This is a genomic window from Mesorhizobium sp. WSM4822, assembly GCF_055811155.1.
The window spans coordinates 16261-31303 of the sequence record NZ_JBVVQM010000012.1 but is presented as its reverse complement, the minus strand read 5'-3'; the positions used below and the strand labels follow the sequence as shown (position 1 = coordinate 31303).

Sequence of the window (15043 nt, the reverse complement as noted above, 5' to 3'; positions counted from 1 at the left end):
TGGAGAGTTGTCCAGCAGCCCAGCGGAGATCCAAGCCATGGCGCCACCAGATGCCAATCCCGGCGCCGCCGCGCAGCCGAAACGCTCTAGCAAGCCGGCAACCCCATCACCGGCACGGCACAAGGCCTCCGGAGCAGGATTATCTATCGACGGGCTCCCAATGGTATGAAGGACAATGGCCCATGAACGTCGCCAACCTGCAATTGGAAGGTTTGCTTATGGCGGTCGCGGCCGTCAATAACGCCTTGGTCCGCAGAGGCCTTCTCTCGGTCGATGATATCGACACGGCGTTGAAAAACGCGGAAGCCTCGTTCACGGTTGATGAGCGCCTCTTCGAGGATATGTCGCCGGCTAACCGCGACGCAGTGTGTTTCCCTTTGCGGCTTTTGCGGCTGGCTAACACCAAGCAGTTCGAAGCGAGTGTGCCACCGTTTTCCGAGCTGGCCAGGCAGGTGGGGATCACCAAGGAGCCTAATAACGACCAGATGTGAGGGAGGAAGGTCGACCTGCGCGGTGGCCTCGAAAGACTTGATGAACGATGACCCTGTAGATTCGCTCGCCAACGCAATTCGCCATCGCAGCGCAATTCTGTTTGTTGGGGCAGGGGTGTCGATCAGCGTTGGACTACCCTCCTGGGAGAAGCTGATAGAGCGAATGGCAAAGGAGCTCGGCGTCGACGACGAATTTTCCACGCGACGCGATCGTTTTCAAACCCTGGCCGAGTACTATCGCATCAAGCATGGCAGCATCGGGCCACTTCGCAGTTGGATGGACAGAAACTGGTCCGTCCCCAAGGACCGGATCGAGAAATCCGAGTTGCATCGTCTCATCGTGAGGCTCGAATTCCCTGTCATCTACACAACTAACTATGATCGGAATCTGGAACTGGCTTATGAGATATACGGTCGGGACTACGTGAAAGTGGCCAATGCACGCGATGTGGCGCAGGCCCGCCAAGGCATTACCCACATCGTCAAGTTCCATGGTGATTTCGACGAGGATTCGTCCCTCGTCCTCACCGAAACGGACTACCTCGATCGTCTCTCCTTCAATTCTCCGCTGGACGTGCGTTTTCGCTCGGATGCGCTCGGCAGCACGATCCTCTTCATTGGCTATAGCCTTTCCGACCCAAACATTCGGTTGCTGCTGCACCGTCTCTGGCAGACGTGGCATCGGTCCGGCTATGAGAAAGATCGCCCGCCCTCGTTCATCTTCATGACCAGCCGAAACCCTATGGAGGAGGCCGTGCTTGGACGTTGGGGCATTTCGGTCGTGGTCGGCGAAATCGACGAGCCGCAAGCTGCTTTGGTGGACTTCCTCAGCCGGCTGGCGGAGATGGTTGGGGATGGGGAACTGTCGCCAAAAAGTGGGCGATAGCAACATCCGTATGATGGGCAGTTCGGCGGGCTCTCAAGGAGCGGCACATGGCAGAGAATTCCGTCCGGAATTTCAAGTTCAATTGGCGTCAAGGATACTATCGCGGCACGGAGAGCTAATCGGAAAACTTACTCACGCACTGCCTACTTTGAAGTGCCTTTCAGCGGTAACGGCTCAACCTCGATGCGCCTTGCGCCGAGCTTCGGCGCAAGGGCGAGCTTGTTTAGCGATACGCTACCGGCTGATCAACGCTTGGCGTTTTCACTCTCCGAGTCGGCCCGCGCCAGGAACTGCTCGGTTGTCGTTGGAATATGGCTTTTCAACCAGTCCGCCATTGCGACTTCCTCACGCAGGTTCTCTTCGCAGACCTGGGCGACCTCTGCTTCACCCAGCGATTTGGCAGCGGCGATAAGGATTGTGTAGGAGGCGATTTCCATGTGCTCGAACGTGTAGCTTGCAAGCGATCCTTTCATCACTTCGTCACCGGCGAAGACACCGCTGAGCGACTGCGCCATTGCCGTCAGCTTGCCGCCGGCATCCTTCAGTGTGGAAGATTCTTGTCCGATGCGGTCGAGACAGGTTTCCAGCCGAGCAGCCTGCTGCCTGGTCTCCTGGACGTGCTGGCGAATCCGTTCGCTGAGCTCAGGATAGTTCTCAATTCGGTTCAACTGCCCATTCAACATGGTCTCGGCCTGCTCCTCCATGGCGTGAGCATCCCTGAGCCATTGGACAAGCCATTCGCGCGATTCTGACATTTCATATCTCCTTCATAGGTCGGCCAGAACTTTCAAAGGGAGATATTGTTCCTCATAGTTTGACCTGCGGAGTCAGCCTGTGTCGCAGGCTTTTCCCAGTCGGCGCTGCAATCAGGCTCTCGGCACCAGGAGAGAATAGCGCGGTACGCGCACTGCCGCTGTGTCCAAGCTGGCAAACGCATTTCTGCAGAAATGACCGAACCTGCTGCCTGTCGCGGGTTCGGCGACGGATGGACCTCTGTTTCGCGTCGGCTCGTATTCTGATGCCCGCGCTGCCATGTAGGGCTAAGCTGTATCTCGCCGGAGCGGCTTCGCATTTTACCGTTCGCTTGCGAAATCAACCCCTACCTGATGCGCGTCCAGGGACGAGGCATGTTCACCTGCGGAGATCTTATCTCACGAAGGGATCGCAATGGAACGTCAGGGCATTTCGGAGGTTGGTAAGGAAGTTTCGCAGCTAAGGAAACGAGCCATGACTTCTTCAGACAATTCTTCAGCTGGCATATCACCACGCCCCGAAAAATCGGGCGGCAGGACCTCGTCTAAGCCGGCGACACCGTCACCGGCCGCAGAGAAAGTCTCCGGAGCAGGCCCTGCGATGGCCGAGCATTCGAAAGACGCCAAGGCGCCCAGAGGCGGTCGTCAGCCTGGGGCTTATGTCAAGGATTAGACGGCCGAGCTGGGTTGAGTTTCGGCTGCCCGCTGCAGTCGAAGGAGGTTCGTATGCAGATGATGGGAATTGTCGTCAGCCGAGACCAGGCTCCGATCGTGGAATTCCGCGGAGAGGGAGGCGAGTGTATTACAGTCACCCTGCAGGCCGGGCATACTCTTCCCGACGACCAACTCATTGCAAAGGCCAAGGCTATGATGATTCAGGTCGCTCAGTTCGGGATGGACCAGACCAACAGTGCAGCGATGTCTGACCGGTTGTCGGCCGATGAGGTGATACAATCCGGAATGTCGGGATAGAATAGCGGGAAGGCGAACAACCACCGCCGGGGCAGCCTTGCGCAACCGAGCGGGCAATAGTTCCATGCAGACCGATCGAAGAGCATGCGGATCGACGAGCGCTCGGTGGGCGTGAACTCATCCGGCGGCCTTGCTCCCGGTACGGAGCCAGCACCGCGCAGACGAATTTTCGGGATTACTAGCCAAGCCCACCATGAGCATATCCCCTTGCTGATTGGGAAAGTGACGGCATTGCGGAACTTCGGATCGCCGCCGCGCTTAATCCGGCGAAGGAGTGATCCGATGAACGCGACCAAAGAGTTTTTTGAAACCTGGCTGCAGGAGAATGTCGGCACTCTTGCTGGCAAAGAGGAAGTGAGCTTCGCCGTGCTGGTCCAGCAATTCGAGCAGGATGCCGAAGCGGCCGGTTATGGTCGCGAGGTGCGTGAGGACGAGCTCGGAAACATTGAAGATGCGATCGAGCAAGCGCTAAAGAACGCCCGAACTGGCGTGCATGGTGACGCCGATGGCGAACCCACCGACGTGGCAGCCCTCATGGATGCGCTGGAGGTCGAAGATGCCAAAAGCGGGCCGTAGGCCTTACCAGATTAGCTCTATTCGTTTGTCGAAGTTGCCGGGGTAGCCCTATGGAGCAGTTTCGCAAGGACATGGCCGCCTTGGCAGAGCCAGCTTTCTGGGTGACGATAGGTTTGCTTCTGGTCCCGTATGCGCTTGGAACGGTGCTGCTCGTTTGGACCTGCGGCTGTCTGTAAGTTTGCTACTGACACACCCGTAGCGGTTCAACGGCCCTAACGCCCGAATTCCCTACAATACCGAGCTGATGCGCTTGCGGGGGCCCTGTGCTGCAGCAAAGTCTGAACGATCTCGTCGCGAGAAAAGTTCTCGTCGACACCGGGCTCCTTTGCTCCTGGTAACAATATCGCGCTGACAGCTTTTTGCGAGAGGGGGGAAGGCCGCCGTTCATGTTCAGGCGACCACGCTATCTGCGCTCTCATAGTTCCAGCTACGGCCCTCCAACACAATGCTCCGATCACGCGCCTGAGCATCCGCGCATGCCCCTACATCGAAAATAGCCCTGCAGCTTGCGAGTTGCCTTGGAACACTTGTGTCATATCGAAGTTCGGCCTCGTAGGAGAACAAAGATGGCCATCACACAAGCTCCCACCGACAACCACCAGCCGGGCGAGAAACCGGAACATGCAACCGAAACCTCAATCAAAGCGGCGATAGACCAGTTTAGGGCGGGACGCAGGTGCAAAATGGCACTACGGGCGACAAGAATCGGGGCGAGGCACTGAGATGCCGCGGATCAATCATGACGGTCGCAACGAGAATACCACATTAGCTGCAGCACTCATTATCGACAAGGAACGTGCTGAGCGCGCCGCCAAGACGGCGCGGTTGAAGGAGGGTCGCCTCGCACAAGCCATCACGCCCGGTCCCAGCCAACGCAAGCCGCGTGTCACCAAAAAGGTTCGCAGGATTTTTGTTGCTGGCTAGGAGGTGTCCGTGACTCGCAATCACGACAAGGAAAGATACGACCGCGCCAAACGTATCAGCCAAGAGATGCTGGACGCTGAACGAGCCGAACGCGCCGAGAAGACGGCGCGGCTGAGACAAGCAAGGCTTGCACAGCATCCGGTGAAGTCACCGCCGGCGCAGCCGCGAATGCATCGCAAACCCATCCCGGCTCTCAAAAAGAGGAGCCGTAAGGTGATTGAATTCTTTTAGGCTCTCTCGCTCGCCTACAGCACCATGCAGGAACACCGTCCGGACTTAACAGGCCTGGCGCAGGGGCTTTCACGACTTGCTCCAGCTCGATCCGTGCACATGCTGCCCTTTGTTGGTTCATCCCCCCTGCAGTTCGTGAATCCGGCGCCATGCTCGAACTTGCATAGGTTAATGACCTCTTCCCAGAAACGAGTCATGCATGGGCTTGCCGCCCAGCATCTGCGGCCTTGATTTAAGTCGAGTCAAAGGGGCGTACATGACCTACGACACCGCCAGTGATCAACCTATCTATCCTGAAGGGTTGAGATTGCTGGAATCGGTCCTAAAGAAGCTTTGCGGGGAAGCAGAGATTCAACTGATCTCTTACAACGCCGAGCAGATTGCTGCCGAGCTTATAAAATTGTTCCAGAGTGGCATGGAAGATGAAACGGTTCTGCTTGTCATCATGCGGGCGCGGCTGCGAAAGAGGCCGGTCTTGGCGGTCGGCTAGTCCTTCTTACCGTCAGTCCACGATCCACGGCGCGGCGTTCAACGGCGACTTGCGAGCGTCTTCAGCGTACGATGCCACACGATCTCGCGGAGACTTCTGCATCTCCGCCACCTCGCCATCGTCAGAGCTGCGAGCGTAGCGTGCTGGAAAAGTAGCACGAGTGGGAGATGGGAGGCAGCAACGCTGCCTGAGGTTTGATGGTCACGCGCACACCCGCTGCATCCTTTTCGACACCGCCGCGTTGAGGTCAAACCTGCCAGAAATGTTTGATCCGCTGGCACAATGACTGGAGCGGCTAATGCCGAAATTTCGCTTCGAGTTTATCGAGGGCATGTCGCAGCCTGCAATCTTTGCCGATATGGCTGATCGAGATGAGGCTGTCAGAGAGGCGAAGCGCACTGCCAAGGAGGCCATGCTCGACGGAATTGTCGATGGCGTGGACCCGACCAGTTGGGTGACGAAGGTTTATGATGAGGCAGGCTATCTCGTCGCTACTCTCGGATTCCACGATCTGGTCGCCGCGCCCAAGGATACGGAAGAGCTCAAGGAAACAGAGGAGCCTGGCGTCTTGCGATCGGGTTGAAGCCTGGTTTCTACGCTGTTGCCATCGAGCAGATGTCCCGAAGACCGCCCTTTGAACATTGCACGAACCAAATCGTTCGCCGGTGATGCGCCGCACCATGCACGACAGACACGTCAGCCGACCGACCGCCGAGACCGAAGATGTCCTGATCGTTGGAGGCGGGCCGGCGGGACTGACCGCCGCTCAATATCTTGCCCGTTTTCGCCATCGCGTGCTGGTGATCGATGCCGGCGATCCTCGTGCCGCCTTGATCCCAACGAGCCATAACTGCCCTGGCTTTCCCGAAGGGATAAGTGGAGCCGAAATTCTGGATCGCCTTCGACGTCACGCCACCTTGTATGGAGCCACTCTGGTTGGAGGGCAGGTCTATTCCCTCGCCGCTGCCTATCGGGGGTTCGTCGCTGAGACCTCGGTCGGCGCAATCCGGACACGCAAGGTGTTTGTGGCGACAGGGATCACCGACACGACACCTGTCATTCCGCGTCTACGCGAGGCAATTGCCGCAGGTGTCGTTCGACTCTGCCCTGTATGCGACGGGTATGAGGCGATCGACCAGAAGATTGCGGTCATCGGGCACGACGAGAGAGCCTTTAAAGAGGCCATTTTCCTCAGTCGGTTTACACCGCTCATAACGATGCTTGGGAGCGACGCATCCGACTTTTCGCCCAGCACTCGTCGTGCGGCGAGGGCAAGAGGCATAGTCATCGGTGACGCTCTCGATACGCTCTGCCCGACAGCAGACGGTTGCGAGGCGATTTTAAAAGATGGGACGTCATCCCGCTTCGATGCCATTTATCTGGCACTGGGGTGCAAGGTACGTTCTCAACTCGCCGAGGCGGTAGGCGCAAGATGTTGTGAAGAGGGCTATGTCACAGTCGACGAGCATCAGCAGACTTCCATCCAAGGCATGTACGCCGTTGGTGACGTTGTCAAAGCGTTGAACCAGATAGCCGTCGCTTTTGGACAGGCTGCCATTGCCGCGTCGCATGCCCATAGAGAGCTTGAGAGCGCCGAGCGGACTGGATTTGCAGATCAGCCTTCTCAACGGACATGAAGATCACGCGGCTGATCGAGCTCTTGGCTGCCTTGATGGCGCGTATCAACGTCTCGACCCGGCCGACAAGGAGTAACTGGCCGAGAATGTCGATCCCCGAAAGATCATGATACTCCCAGCGACAGTTTACAGCCGCGGAACATTCACTGCGGTACGAGGTTTGGCTGCAGGCCTACAATCCTCCCTCATTGTCTGGGCCTTGAGGCTGTCGAAGCAGCTTCGGCCCGTCTCGGCTTTGTCCGGGGCGGGCTTTCGTGGCTGTAGCAACTCGGCTCGCCAAGCCATTCTTTCTGTCCAAGATCATAAGTGCCATTTCTCAACTGCAACGCACAGAAAGCCCAGAAATTCCCGTCAAGGAAGAGGTTTTCCGGATATAGTTGAAGGAGATCACACGTAAACCGGTAAAAGGCCGTTGCTGGCTCGGTCCGGACGAGCTTCTTTGTTTAGTGTCCGAAAAACGCGCGGAACATTCTTTCTTATCCAGCGTTAGCGCGCGCCGGACGACCCGTTCTGCGATCTCTTGTTGGCCGGCGTCAGAGGCTGCAATCAAGCTTCAGCCCGTCTCGGCCCCTCTAGAGACGGTGACGCACGGGAGTTGAGATGCGATGCACAGAGACGCCTTCACCCCATCAGAACTTGCCCTGCTCAGTCGCGTCTTCGCACGCAGCAAAATTAAAAACGAAACCGCAACCGAGAGGGAACGGCGCGCATCACGTATTCTGGCTTACTACCAAGCGGGAATCACGGATGAGGATGAGCTGGAACAGCTTTCTCGCCAACCGCTGGGACGGTGACGGCTAGTCTTCCTTCTTCAGAGCTTCCGCCTCGTCTTTGAGCTTCGGCCAATCGGCTCCATGCTTGCGAAGCAGCGTTCGGGCCTGCCTGGGGTCAATTTCCGTGACCTCGACAAGATGTTCGACCTCAAGCTCCTGGCCTTTCGCAACCCGGCTTGCATTCGCTTTTCTTTGCACGTCGACACCCACTGCTGAGACAACATGAACGAGCGCTGAGAATGCGCGTTCCAGAACTTCGTACAAAAATACGCGACACCGATTAAAAATCGGTCGGATGGGCCATGTATGAGACGGGCCATGACCTGCTGCTGTGCCTTGCCGGTTTTTTTCCATGTGGGGGAACCCGAGCTTGTTCGCCGGTCGAAATGGCGGCGGCATCTTCGGGCGATAGTCCGATCACGCGGCGTTCCTCGCCGCTCATGCCATTCGATGTGCCGGCACTCGGCAGCATTCTGACGTAGCAAGTCAGGCACGTCATCTCATCAACTTGATCTGAAGCGAGATGCTCAGCCTCAGAATCCTGTCGCCGTTTTCGTTCCGCACTTCAACAAATACTTGCTGCCCGTCCACCTCGGTAAGCACATCTCTCGTAAGGTCGATAAGGCCCTCGAAGCCCGCGCGGCGCACCTCCTCCAGACCGGCACATTCGATGCCGATTTCGTCCTCGATGACCACGTCGTGATCGCCACTATCAAAGAAAAATCGTGCCATCCGAGAGCTTCCGTCACCACTAAGCTGCGGGGTTCCTTTGGTGCAGGTAGGTCGTGTCGAAATCACCTGCACGAGTGAGGCCGGGCCAATCAAGAACATGCACTCTTGACCCCGTCGTGGCGATGAGGCCCCTACGTCGAAGTTCCTGAAGCATTCGGTTGACGTGGACTGTAGACAAGCCCAATGCATCGCCAAGTGCTGCCTGGGTAATGGGAAGATCCGCGACGTGATCCTGGATGCGTCCAACCGAGCGCAAGCGAAAGATCAGTTCGCACAAGATGTGAGCCATGCGCGTATAGGCCTCGCGTCTTCCCACATTCGTTACCCATTCTCTGTAAATCGCTGCATCGATCAGCGTCGACCGCCAAAAAGCCGTCGCGATTCGAGGATGCTGTTCGCAAATGGCGCGAAGAGCGTCATGTCGCATGAAGCCCAGTCTGGCTGCTGTCAGGGTCGTAAAATTGCAATCCATGACCGACAGATGCAGTCCGTGCAGATCGGGAATATCTCCAGCCACAAAGAAGGATGTAATCTGCCGTTTGCCATCGCCGGTAAGTTTGGTTGAACCGAGCAGGCCATCCAAAACCACGAACGAATTGACAGGGCGGTCACCCTCACGCACCAGGTCGTAGTTGGCCAAAAAATCCTTCTCCTGAATCTGGATGCCTTTCAAAACCTCGATATCGCCCTCTCGGAGATCCGAGATGCTCTGGAGCTTGCGAATAAGTACATCCAAGGATGAGGTGGGTGACAAATTGGCTACCTAGCTGATGTTGATTATCGAACTTGCATTCGCTTCAAAAGTTCCGGGTAGCCGTAAAGAGGCGCCGGACTGATGGTCGGCAGTTGGGAACTCAAGACGCGAACGCACCCAGGACCTCAGTGCCCAGCGCCAGAGGGTTGAGGCCCGTTCGGTTGCTCGCTTGGGGTGCGGCAACGCTCCCGACGTGAATATGCCGCACCCTTAAGGGAGCCGCCCGAGCCGCGCATTAACCTATGACATAGGCTGGGTTCGAATTTTTGACGTCACATCAGGGGCTCCAGCTCCGTTGAGCCCGCGAGAATTCCGCACAAGCCACAAGAAAGAAAGCGGCAGGCCAGAAAGGGGTGATAATCCCTTGGCCATCTCGCGTTTGGCTTGCGATTGACACGCACCCAAGCCGAGGCAACGCGATATGTGATTATGCGATAGCCGAAGGGAGATAGCGAATGAAGAAGACCTATCAGGAGGCTCATTTTGACAAGCGTGAGCGACTGTCGGCGGTGAGGGCTTCGCCCGGCTCATCGCCCCTCAGCTCGGGGCCGACTGACTAAAGGCCGCACTGATCGGTACTACAAAGGAAGCTTGTTGGGCCGGCCCTTCTCCAAGTTACCTGTCTCTCAAGGCCCCTGCCTCCCGGTAGCGGGCTTTTGCATTGCTGGTTCCCCGGGCCGGGAAGTCCGCCACATTGCGTGGAACATGCCGTATCGCGGGGAACATTTTAGCAAACTGTAAATTCAACGGTCTTCTGGTAGGAGGCCAATGTGTCCCGGCGAAGCGTCGACAAAGACCGATTGGAGCGCGCAGACCGTGAGGCAAAGATTGCTAACGCGGCCGAGAGAGAGGCGCGAGATACAAAAACTGCGCGACTTCGAGAACAACGCCTTGCTGCCGAAGCCAAGGCTTCGCAATCATTCAAGAAAGGTCGATCCAAGGGCTAGGTCGCTTACCCGCTGACGCTCGCCCCGACGCGCGCAAGTGGTGCGGGCCCGTCCAAACGTGAGGTGCGTGCGATTGCGAATTTTTCTTGGAACCGTCTTTTCGCAGCGAAGTTCGGTACCGAAGGGACATTCCAATATGGAGTTGATCATGAAACAGGTTCTTTTGGCTTCAGCCATTATGGTACTGTCAACTGGCCTCGCTGTTGCGCAATCGACCACCACGACCACAGGCGGATCGTCGACCTCGACGACCCAGACAATGCCGAGCACTACGACCGATCAGGGAACGGATTCGACCACCACGAGTGGAACGAACTCTAACTCGAACTCCGCCAAGGACTGCGCTCCAGGTCAACAAACTGGCAGCGCCAAGCAGGCCGCGCCAGGTCAACAGGATACCGATGCTAACTCGGCTGCTCCTGGCCAGATGAAAAAGACCACGGAAGGCTGCTGACGTGTCTTGGAACTGTTGCCCTGTTCCAGATTGATGCAAAGGGGTCGACTCTCAGGGTGTAGCCGCTCTCGAACGCCCGTCGTGCTAGGTCGGCACGGCGGGTCGATACCAGACCAAGGTCTTGTCGTTTCGCGGCGAGTCGCCCTCGAGGTGTGCCGTGTTGGTTCACCCCAGGTGGCACCTGCTTTGCACCGCCCGCGACAGCAGGGGAAACCAACACCCCAGCGAGTCCCATTATCCCAGGGACGGCGCGCCGCTGCCGCTAATGGGACGGCGGGCTTTTTTCTTATTCCATGAAACGAAAGGTCATTCCGTAAGTTGGCTTCCCAAGGAGGAACCAATGAAAAAGGATGGCGACGGCCGTGTGAAGAAGGGCAATGAGCAATTGCTTGCCCGACGTTTGTCTGAAGAAGTCGGCATTTCGGAGCCGGATGCGCGCGGTCTGATCAAGCTTATCGGCACGGATTGGAATTCGCTGCTTCGTGAAGCCCGATTTTTGAAAGAGCGGCATTAGAATGCTCCTGCCTGTCGTGACTAAATTATTATTCAATCGACTCTCGCCAATATGAGCGTAGTCTACTCTCATCGGCGGTAGTTTCAGGGCACCGCCGGCTGTGAGCGAAGAACATGCTTCCGCCCCAACGGAGGAAGCCATGACCGCTCCCGCTACCATCGGCGTTGCAAATCCCGAAGAACTCGCCCTCCTACAGCAGGTGTTTCAGCGGGCCTGCAAAGAGCGTGCGCTAGCAGAAGGCAGCGTCGAGGCCGAGGCACTGAGCGCCCGTCTGATGTGGCTGTTCCAGCACTCCGGAGCCTACTTCGATGAAGCTACTTTCGAAGAGATGCTGCGGGGTGAAGGCTGATGAGCCGCGCACCTTATCTGGACCGCCTGGATGATCTTATTCGCCAGCACAAGGAGCTTTCTGCGCAAGGGGAGATCCTGCGGGCGGAATGTCGACTGAGTTGCTATGTCTTGGAGGAATCGGCCGATGACCTACGGGGAATAGTTGGCAGGGCTTGGGACGCCAGAGTAGCACGGCTTCGCCGTGATACTATTCGGTCCGGGAACGTGATTACCGTTGCAACTCGGGTATAATAGCGCCATGTTCACAACAAGTCCTCCAGGCTTAATTGTAGCATTTCCCTTGTGCCGGTAGCGTATGCGTCAGGTCATTCGGCCCACGCTTGTGTCCAGTTAAGGTCGGCACGGTCACTCAACCCGAGCTTGGTCCGCTTGATCCTGCCGACTCCCTTACGCGAACGCTTTTTGTCGCACTGAGCCAGAGCTCCGATGCATTTGAAGCACCCTTGAGCACCTCGTGTGCTTGTGAAAGCAACGTCTGCTCCTGCGATCGGGTGGAAAGACGCCGGCGCACGTCGCGGAACAGAACCGTGTGCCTGACGTTGTGCCGAGATCGAGGTCTAGGAGAAACGGCATGGTTGCGCCACGCGCGGTGTGGAAGGGCTTTCTGAGGGTCGTTCCGTGTCATGCGGGGTGAAGATAGTTGGTGCCACAAGTGAGGCATCCAAGATCCACTTCAAGATTTTGAACCGCAAGGACGGTTTACCCGTCAAAAGCGCCTATGTCGATGAAGAGACCGGCGATGTTGTCGAAGCCGAGGATCAGATCAAAGGGTATGAGGCGGACAAGGGTGATTTCATTCACGTCGAGCCGGACGAGATAAAGAAACTGAAACTGACGTCGCAGCATACACTTGACGTCGATTCCTTCGTTCCGGTTGCCGAGATCGACACACGTTTTCTGGAGAAACCATACTATTTGATCCCGGCAGACGGTGCCTCTCTGGAGGCCTTTGCCGTCCTGCGCGATGCGATGGCCAAGAAGCGCGTTGCGGCACGCTCCTGCGTCGTACTCTATCAGCGCGGGCGCGAAGTGTTGATACAGCCCCTTGGAAAGGGGATGTTGCTGACCGAGCTACGGACCCACAATGAGATGACATCGGAAGACACCGTCTTCAATGACGTGAAAAGCCCAAAATTCGATTCGGAGTTGCTGGAAATCGCGGAGCTTCTCATCGACAAGAAGGTAACGAAGTTCGATCCTTCGAAATTCGAGGACACTTACGAGGATGCGTTGATTGCCATGATCGACGCCAAGCGCAAGAGAAAAAAACCGCCGAAACCAGCGCCGAAACCCAAGGAGAACGTGGTCGACTTGGCCTCAGTTCTCCGAAAGAGCCTTGCGAAGGAAGGCATCGCCCAAGCCCGACCAAAAACCAAGAGCCGCAAATCAGCATAGTCAAAGATAGCGATCACCATCGCTGCGGTGCTCAAAAGAACCAGTGCAATTGCAGTGCTAGGTTAGGCGGCGGACTGGCTGTGAGCAAAGTCGATGCCGGCGCCGAAGCAATGCGCGATGAACTGGCGCAGGGCCAACGGCCGCTGATCTTCAGGCCGTGAGCCCAGCCTCACGCCTCAAACGTTGAAGCCGTTCGCTCGGCACTCGACGCCGTGCATGCTGCCCGTCGGAGGCGTGAGCCTTGACCGTGCCTTCATCTACAGTGACTGGCAAAGGTACGATCATCACCTCCGGCGCCATATCCCCCCATACAGCTTGCGGCTTGCTCGGGACTGCGACTGATTCATGCCGATCGTCGGTGCGTTGCGATGGCACTCGGTAGGAAGGGTCTGCCCGGATCACCGGCTCCAGATCGTGGGGGAAGTTCGGCGCATGGACGGGCAGTGCTTCGGCCGAATTTTCGCCCTTTTGAGTGATGGCCGGAAGCATTTCAGCGATCTCGATCAGGATATCTTTGACCAGATGTCTCATCTGTGCGCCCGCCCGCTGCGGCCATTGCTATGGCGATCAAACTTGTGGAGGCAACCAATGTTCCCGCTTGAAGCGAATGACGGGCTTTACCGGGAAAGATCGGCGGAGCGGCTCCTGCGATACTCCAGGCGACGTCGCTGCGATCCTCTCGCCTGGCATGATCGATGTCGGAAAGTCGAATTTGAACGTACTGTTCCTTGCCTTCGTCGGAGCGGTGGATGATCCGATGACGGCTGTGTGCCTCGCCCCCCGACTTCCCTTGCCAGCTTCTTCCCTGGCTGCTGTCTGGCCTCCGGTGGGTTCGATCGGGAACAAAGGCTCGACCATCCGGTTTGGTACCATCCCGTTAAGCACAAGACTAATGTGCAGCCTGACGGATGAGAGACGGCTGCCGGATTGCTATGGCTGTTCCCGATCTGCATTCGGCAGCCGAGATTGAGCCCAAATGCCCTAGGAGACTTCGCATGAGCGAAGCAGGACACAGCGCAGGCAATGAGGTGACTTCGATTACGGGCACGTCGCCGTTCGCCAGTTTTTTCATGGCTGGCTTCGAGTGCTCGTCGCACCGGCGCAAGGACGGCGTTCGCCTCGATCTTATCCGCGCGACGTCGCATTATTTGCATGCCCTGGGCGACTACCGCGGTTGCGCCGAACTCGGTCTTCGGACCATCCGCGACGGCTTGCGCTGGCACCTCATCGAAACCGCTCCTGGAACCTATGACTGGTCAAGCTGGACGCCGATGGTCGAAGCAGCGCAATCGGCAGGTGTCCAGATCATCTGGGACATCTTCCACTACGGATCTCCCGACCATGTTGATCAGGGGTCGATGCATTTCATCGATGCCTATGCCTCGTTCGCCGCGGAAGCTGTGAGGGTTCATCGTTCAATCGCCGGTACAGCGCCTCTGTTGTGCCCGATCAACGAAATTTCGTTTTTCGCCTGGGCTGTTGAGGTCGGCTATTTTCCGCGCGTCGGCCCGAAGAAGCGGGGTTGGTTCAAGCGGCACCTCGTGAAAGCAGCAATAGCCGGCGTTCGCGCGATGCGGGAGGTCGATCCCGCTTGCAGATTCGTCTGGGCCGAGCCGCTTATCCACATCGCTCCTCGCGACCGGACCCGCACCGAACGGCGCCGGGCCGAAAATGCCCGTCAGGGACAGTTCGAAGCTTACGACATGCTGCTGGGCCGGGCCGAACCTGAGCTGGGTGGGAGCGAAGATGCCGTCGACGTCGTTGGCTTGAATTTTTATCCACACAATCAGTGGTACCTAAACGGGCCGACGATTCCGATGGGGCATCACGAGTACCGTGCCCTATCGGAGATGCTGATCGAAGTCGCGCATCGATATAGCAAGCCTATGTTCATCGCCGAGACCGGCTCCGAGGGGTCTGGCGGGCCGGCTTGGCTCCATTATGTCTGCGACGAGGTGCGTGCCGCAGAAAGCCTCAAAGCCCCGATCGAAGGTATCTGCCTTTACCCGGTAACCGCCTATCCGGGCTGGGACAATTCGCGGCATGCGGAAGTGGGATTGTTTTCAGTCGTCCAGGCGGACGGCAGCCGACACATCCGCAAGCCCGTCGCGGACGAATTGGCCCGCCAGCAAGCTTTGTTCGCGGCGAACCCGACGCGTTAAAC

At 57.4% G+C, this 15043-nt stretch carries 19 protein-coding genes and 1 pseudogene; 15 read left to right on the top strand and 5 right to left on the bottom strand.

The genetic code is table 11. The features are described 5' to 3' along the window. The first annotated feature begins 182 nt into the window (after nt 1-182). Nucleotides 183-491 (top strand): hypothetical protein, encoded by a 309-nt coding sequence (locus AC0L3E_RS25130; RefSeq protein WP_127318144.1) that lies wholly within the window; start codon nt 183-185, stop codon nt 489-491. 40 nt (nt 492-531) lie between these two features. Continuing rightward, complete coding sequence (locus AC0L3E_RS25125; RefSeq protein WP_473605856.1) at nt 532-1377, top strand: SIR2 family NAD-dependent protein deacylase; 846 nt, start codon at nt 532-534, stop codon at nt 1375-1377. Between the two features lie 245 nt (nt 1378-1622). On the opposite strand, the gene AC0L3E_RS25120 is transcribed toward AC0L3E_RS25125, so the two are convergent. After that, nucleotides 1623-2132, bottom strand: a complete 510-nt coding sequence (locus tag AC0L3E_RS25120) for a ferritin-like domain-containing protein (protein ID WP_473605855.1) — start codon at nt 2130-2132, stop codon at nt 1623-1625. A 723-nt stretch (nt 2133-2855) separates the two neighbouring features. On the opposite strand from AC0L3E_RS25120, the gene AC0L3E_RS25115 reads away from it, so the two are divergent. The 8 genes from AC0L3E_RS25115 (at nt 2856) to AC0L3E_RS25080 (ending at nt 7753) form a co-directional block, all read left to right on the top strand. Continuing rightward, the gene (locus tag AC0L3E_RS25115; RefSeq protein ID WP_127331622.1) at nt 2856-3101 is read left to right on the top strand and encodes a hypothetical protein; all 246 of its coding nucleotides are present in this window, start codon (nt 2856-2858) and stop codon (nt 3099-3101) included. Between the two features lie 282 nt (nt 3102-3383). Next, on the top strand, nt 3384-3677 hold the full coding sequence (locus tag AC0L3E_RS25110; protein WP_127318176.1) for a DUF768 domain-containing protein: 294 nt from the start codon (nt 3384-3386) through the stop codon (nt 3675-3677). A 723-nt stretch (nt 3678-4400) separates the two neighbouring features. Further along, nucleotides 4401-4601, top strand: coding sequence for a hypothetical protein (locus tag AC0L3E_RS25105; protein WP_128307171.1), 201 nt, complete (start codon nt 4401-4403; stop codon nt 4599-4601). A 9-nt stretch (nt 4602-4610) separates the two neighbouring features. Then, a complete protein-coding gene (locus AC0L3E_RS25100) occupies nt 4611-4832 on the top strand; it encodes a hypothetical protein (protein WP_127266467.1) in 222 nt (73 codons plus the stop codon). Nucleotides 4833-5088: 256 nt separating this feature from the next. Then, complete coding sequence (locus tag AC0L3E_RS25095; protein WP_128307170.1) at nt 5089-5322, top strand: hypothetical protein; 234 nt, start codon at nt 5089-5091, stop codon at nt 5320-5322. 298 nt (nt 5323-5620) lie between these two features. Further along, nucleotides 5621-5905 (top strand): DUF6894 family protein, encoded by a 285-nt coding sequence (locus tag AC0L3E_RS25090; RefSeq protein WP_127318130.1) that lies wholly within the window; start codon nt 5621-5623, stop codon nt 5903-5905. A gap of 97 nt (nt 5906-6002) precedes the next feature. Continuing rightward, nucleotides 6003-6959, top strand: coding sequence for an NAD(P)/FAD-dependent oxidoreductase (locus AC0L3E_RS25085; RefSeq protein WP_473605853.1), 957 nt, complete (start codon nt 6003-6005; stop codon nt 6957-6959). Between the two features lie 605 nt (nt 6960-7564). Further along, a complete protein-coding gene (locus tag AC0L3E_RS25080) occupies nt 7565-7753 on the top strand; it encodes a hypothetical protein (protein WP_127296097.1) in 189 nt (62 codons plus the stop codon). Nucleotides 7754-7756: 3 nt separating this feature from the next. On the opposite strand, the gene AC0L3E_RS25075 is transcribed toward AC0L3E_RS25080, so the two are convergent. The 3 genes from AC0L3E_RS25075 to AC0L3E_RS25065 form a co-directional block, all read right to left on the bottom strand. Beyond that, nucleotides 7757-7996 (bottom strand): hypothetical protein, encoded by a 240-nt coding sequence (locus AC0L3E_RS25075; RefSeq protein WP_164898455.1) that lies wholly within the window; start codon nt 7994-7996, stop codon nt 7757-7759. 231 nt (nt 7997-8227) lie between these two features. After that, nucleotides 8228-8464, bottom strand: coding sequence for a DUF6894 family protein (locus tag AC0L3E_RS25070; protein ID WP_127266472.1), 237 nt, complete (start codon nt 8462-8464; stop codon nt 8228-8230). A 19-nt stretch (nt 8465-8483) separates the two neighbouring features. After that, nucleotides 8484-9218, bottom strand: a complete 735-nt coding sequence (locus AC0L3E_RS25065) for a Crp/Fnr family transcriptional regulator (RefSeq protein WP_127331628.1) — start codon at nt 9216-9218, stop codon at nt 8484-8486. A gap of 1095 nt (nt 9219-10313) precedes the next feature. Between AC0L3E_RS25065 and AC0L3E_RS25060 the strand changes: the two genes are divergently transcribed. The 4 genes and pseudogenes from AC0L3E_RS25060 to ku all read left to right on the top strand — a co-directional run bounded on the left by AC0L3E_RS25060 (nt 10314) and on the right by ku (nt 12879). Next, entirely contained in the window at nt 10314-10619 is a 306-nt protein-coding gene (locus tag AC0L3E_RS25060) for a hypothetical protein (protein WP_127266474.1), read from the top strand. 340 nt (nt 10620-10959) lie between these two features. Then, complete coding sequence (locus tag AC0L3E_RS25055; RefSeq protein WP_127266475.1) at nt 10960-11133, top strand: hypothetical protein; 174 nt, start codon at nt 10960-10962, stop codon at nt 11131-11133. A 139-nt stretch (nt 11134-11272) separates the two neighbouring features. After that, complete coding sequence (locus tag AC0L3E_RS25050; RefSeq protein WP_127266476.1) at nt 11273-11482, top strand: hypothetical protein; 210 nt, start codon at nt 11273-11275, stop codon at nt 11480-11482. A gap of 573 nt (nt 11483-12055) precedes the next feature. Next, a pseudogene (gene ku, locus AC0L3E_RS25045) lies at nt 12056-12879 on the top strand (non-homologous end joining protein Ku). Nucleotides 12880-13029: 150 nt separating this feature from the next. Here the strand turns inward: ku and AC0L3E_RS25040 are convergent. Continuing rightward, on the bottom strand, nt 13030-13410 hold the full coding sequence (locus tag AC0L3E_RS25040; RefSeq protein WP_164898457.1) for a hypothetical protein: 381 nt from the start codon (nt 13408-13410) through the stop codon (nt 13030-13032). Nucleotides 13411-13874: 464 nt separating this feature from the next. On the opposite strand from AC0L3E_RS25040, the gene AC0L3E_RS25035 reads away from it, so the two are divergent. Beyond that, on the top strand, nt 13875-15041 hold the full coding sequence (locus AC0L3E_RS25035) for a beta-glucosidase (protein ID WP_128307168.1): 1167 nt from the start codon (nt 13875-13877) through the stop codon (nt 15039-15041). Nucleotides 15042-15043: the final 2 nt, after the last annotated feature.

Excerpts from the sequence above, each read along its gene's own strand:
- AC0L3E_RS25125 (WP_473605856.1), top strand. The coding sequence starts at position 532 with ATGAACGATGACCCTGTAGATTCGCTCGCCAACGCAATTCGCCATCGC.
- AC0L3E_RS25130 (WP_127318144.1), top strand. The coding sequence starts at position 183 with ATGAACGTCGCCAACCTGCAATTGGAAGGTTTGCTTATGGCGGTCGCG.
- AC0L3E_RS25070 (WP_127266472.1), bottom strand. The coding sequence starts at position 8,464 with ATGGCACGATTTTTCTTTGATAGTGGCGATCACGACGTGGTCATCGAG.
- AC0L3E_RS25055 (WP_127266475.1), top strand. The coding sequence starts at position 10,960 with ATGAAAAAGGATGGCGACGGCCGTGTGAAGAAGGGCAATGAGCAATTG.
- AC0L3E_RS25110 (WP_127318176.1), top strand. The coding sequence starts at position 3,384 with ATGAACGCGACCAAAGAGTTTTTTGAAACCTGGCTGCAGGAGAATGTC.
- AC0L3E_RS25105 (WP_128307171.1), top strand. The coding sequence starts at position 4,401 with ATGCCGCGGATCAATCATGACGGTCGCAACGAGAATACCACATTAGCT.
- AC0L3E_RS25035 (WP_128307168.1), top strand. The coding sequence starts at position 13,875 with ATGAGCGAAGCAGGACACAGCGCAGGCAATGAGGTGACTTCGATTACG.
- AC0L3E_RS25040 (WP_164898457.1), bottom strand. The coding sequence starts at position 13,410 with ATGAGACATCTGGTCAAAGATATCCTGATCGAGATCGCTGAAATGCTT.
- AC0L3E_RS25095 (WP_128307170.1), top strand. The coding sequence starts at position 5,089 with ATGACCTACGACACCGCCAGTGATCAACCTATCTATCCTGAAGGGTTG.
- AC0L3E_RS25085 (WP_473605853.1), top strand. The coding sequence starts at position 6,003 with ATGCACGACAGACACGTCAGCCGACCGACCGCCGAGACCGAAGATGTC.
- AC0L3E_RS25080 (WP_127296097.1), top strand. The coding sequence starts at position 7,565 with ATGCACAGAGACGCCTTCACCCCATCAGAACTTGCCCTGCTCAGTCGC.
- AC0L3E_RS25060 (WP_127266474.1), top strand. The coding sequence starts at position 10,314 with ATGAAACAGGTTCTTTTGGCTTCAGCCATTATGGTACTGTCAACTGGC.
- AC0L3E_RS25115 (WP_127331622.1), top strand. The coding sequence starts at position 2,856 with ATGCAGATGATGGGAATTGTCGTCAGCCGAGACCAGGCTCCGATCGTG.
- AC0L3E_RS25120 (WP_473605855.1), bottom strand. The coding sequence starts at position 2,132 with ATGTCAGAATCGCGCGAATGGCTTGTCCAATGGCTCAGGGATGCTCAC.
- AC0L3E_RS25050 (WP_127266476.1), top strand. The coding sequence starts at position 11,273 with ATGACCGCTCCCGCTACCATCGGCGTTGCAAATCCCGAAGAACTCGCC.
- AC0L3E_RS25090 (WP_127318130.1), top strand. The coding sequence starts at position 5,621 with ATGCCGAAATTTCGCTTCGAGTTTATCGAGGGCATGTCGCAGCCTGCA.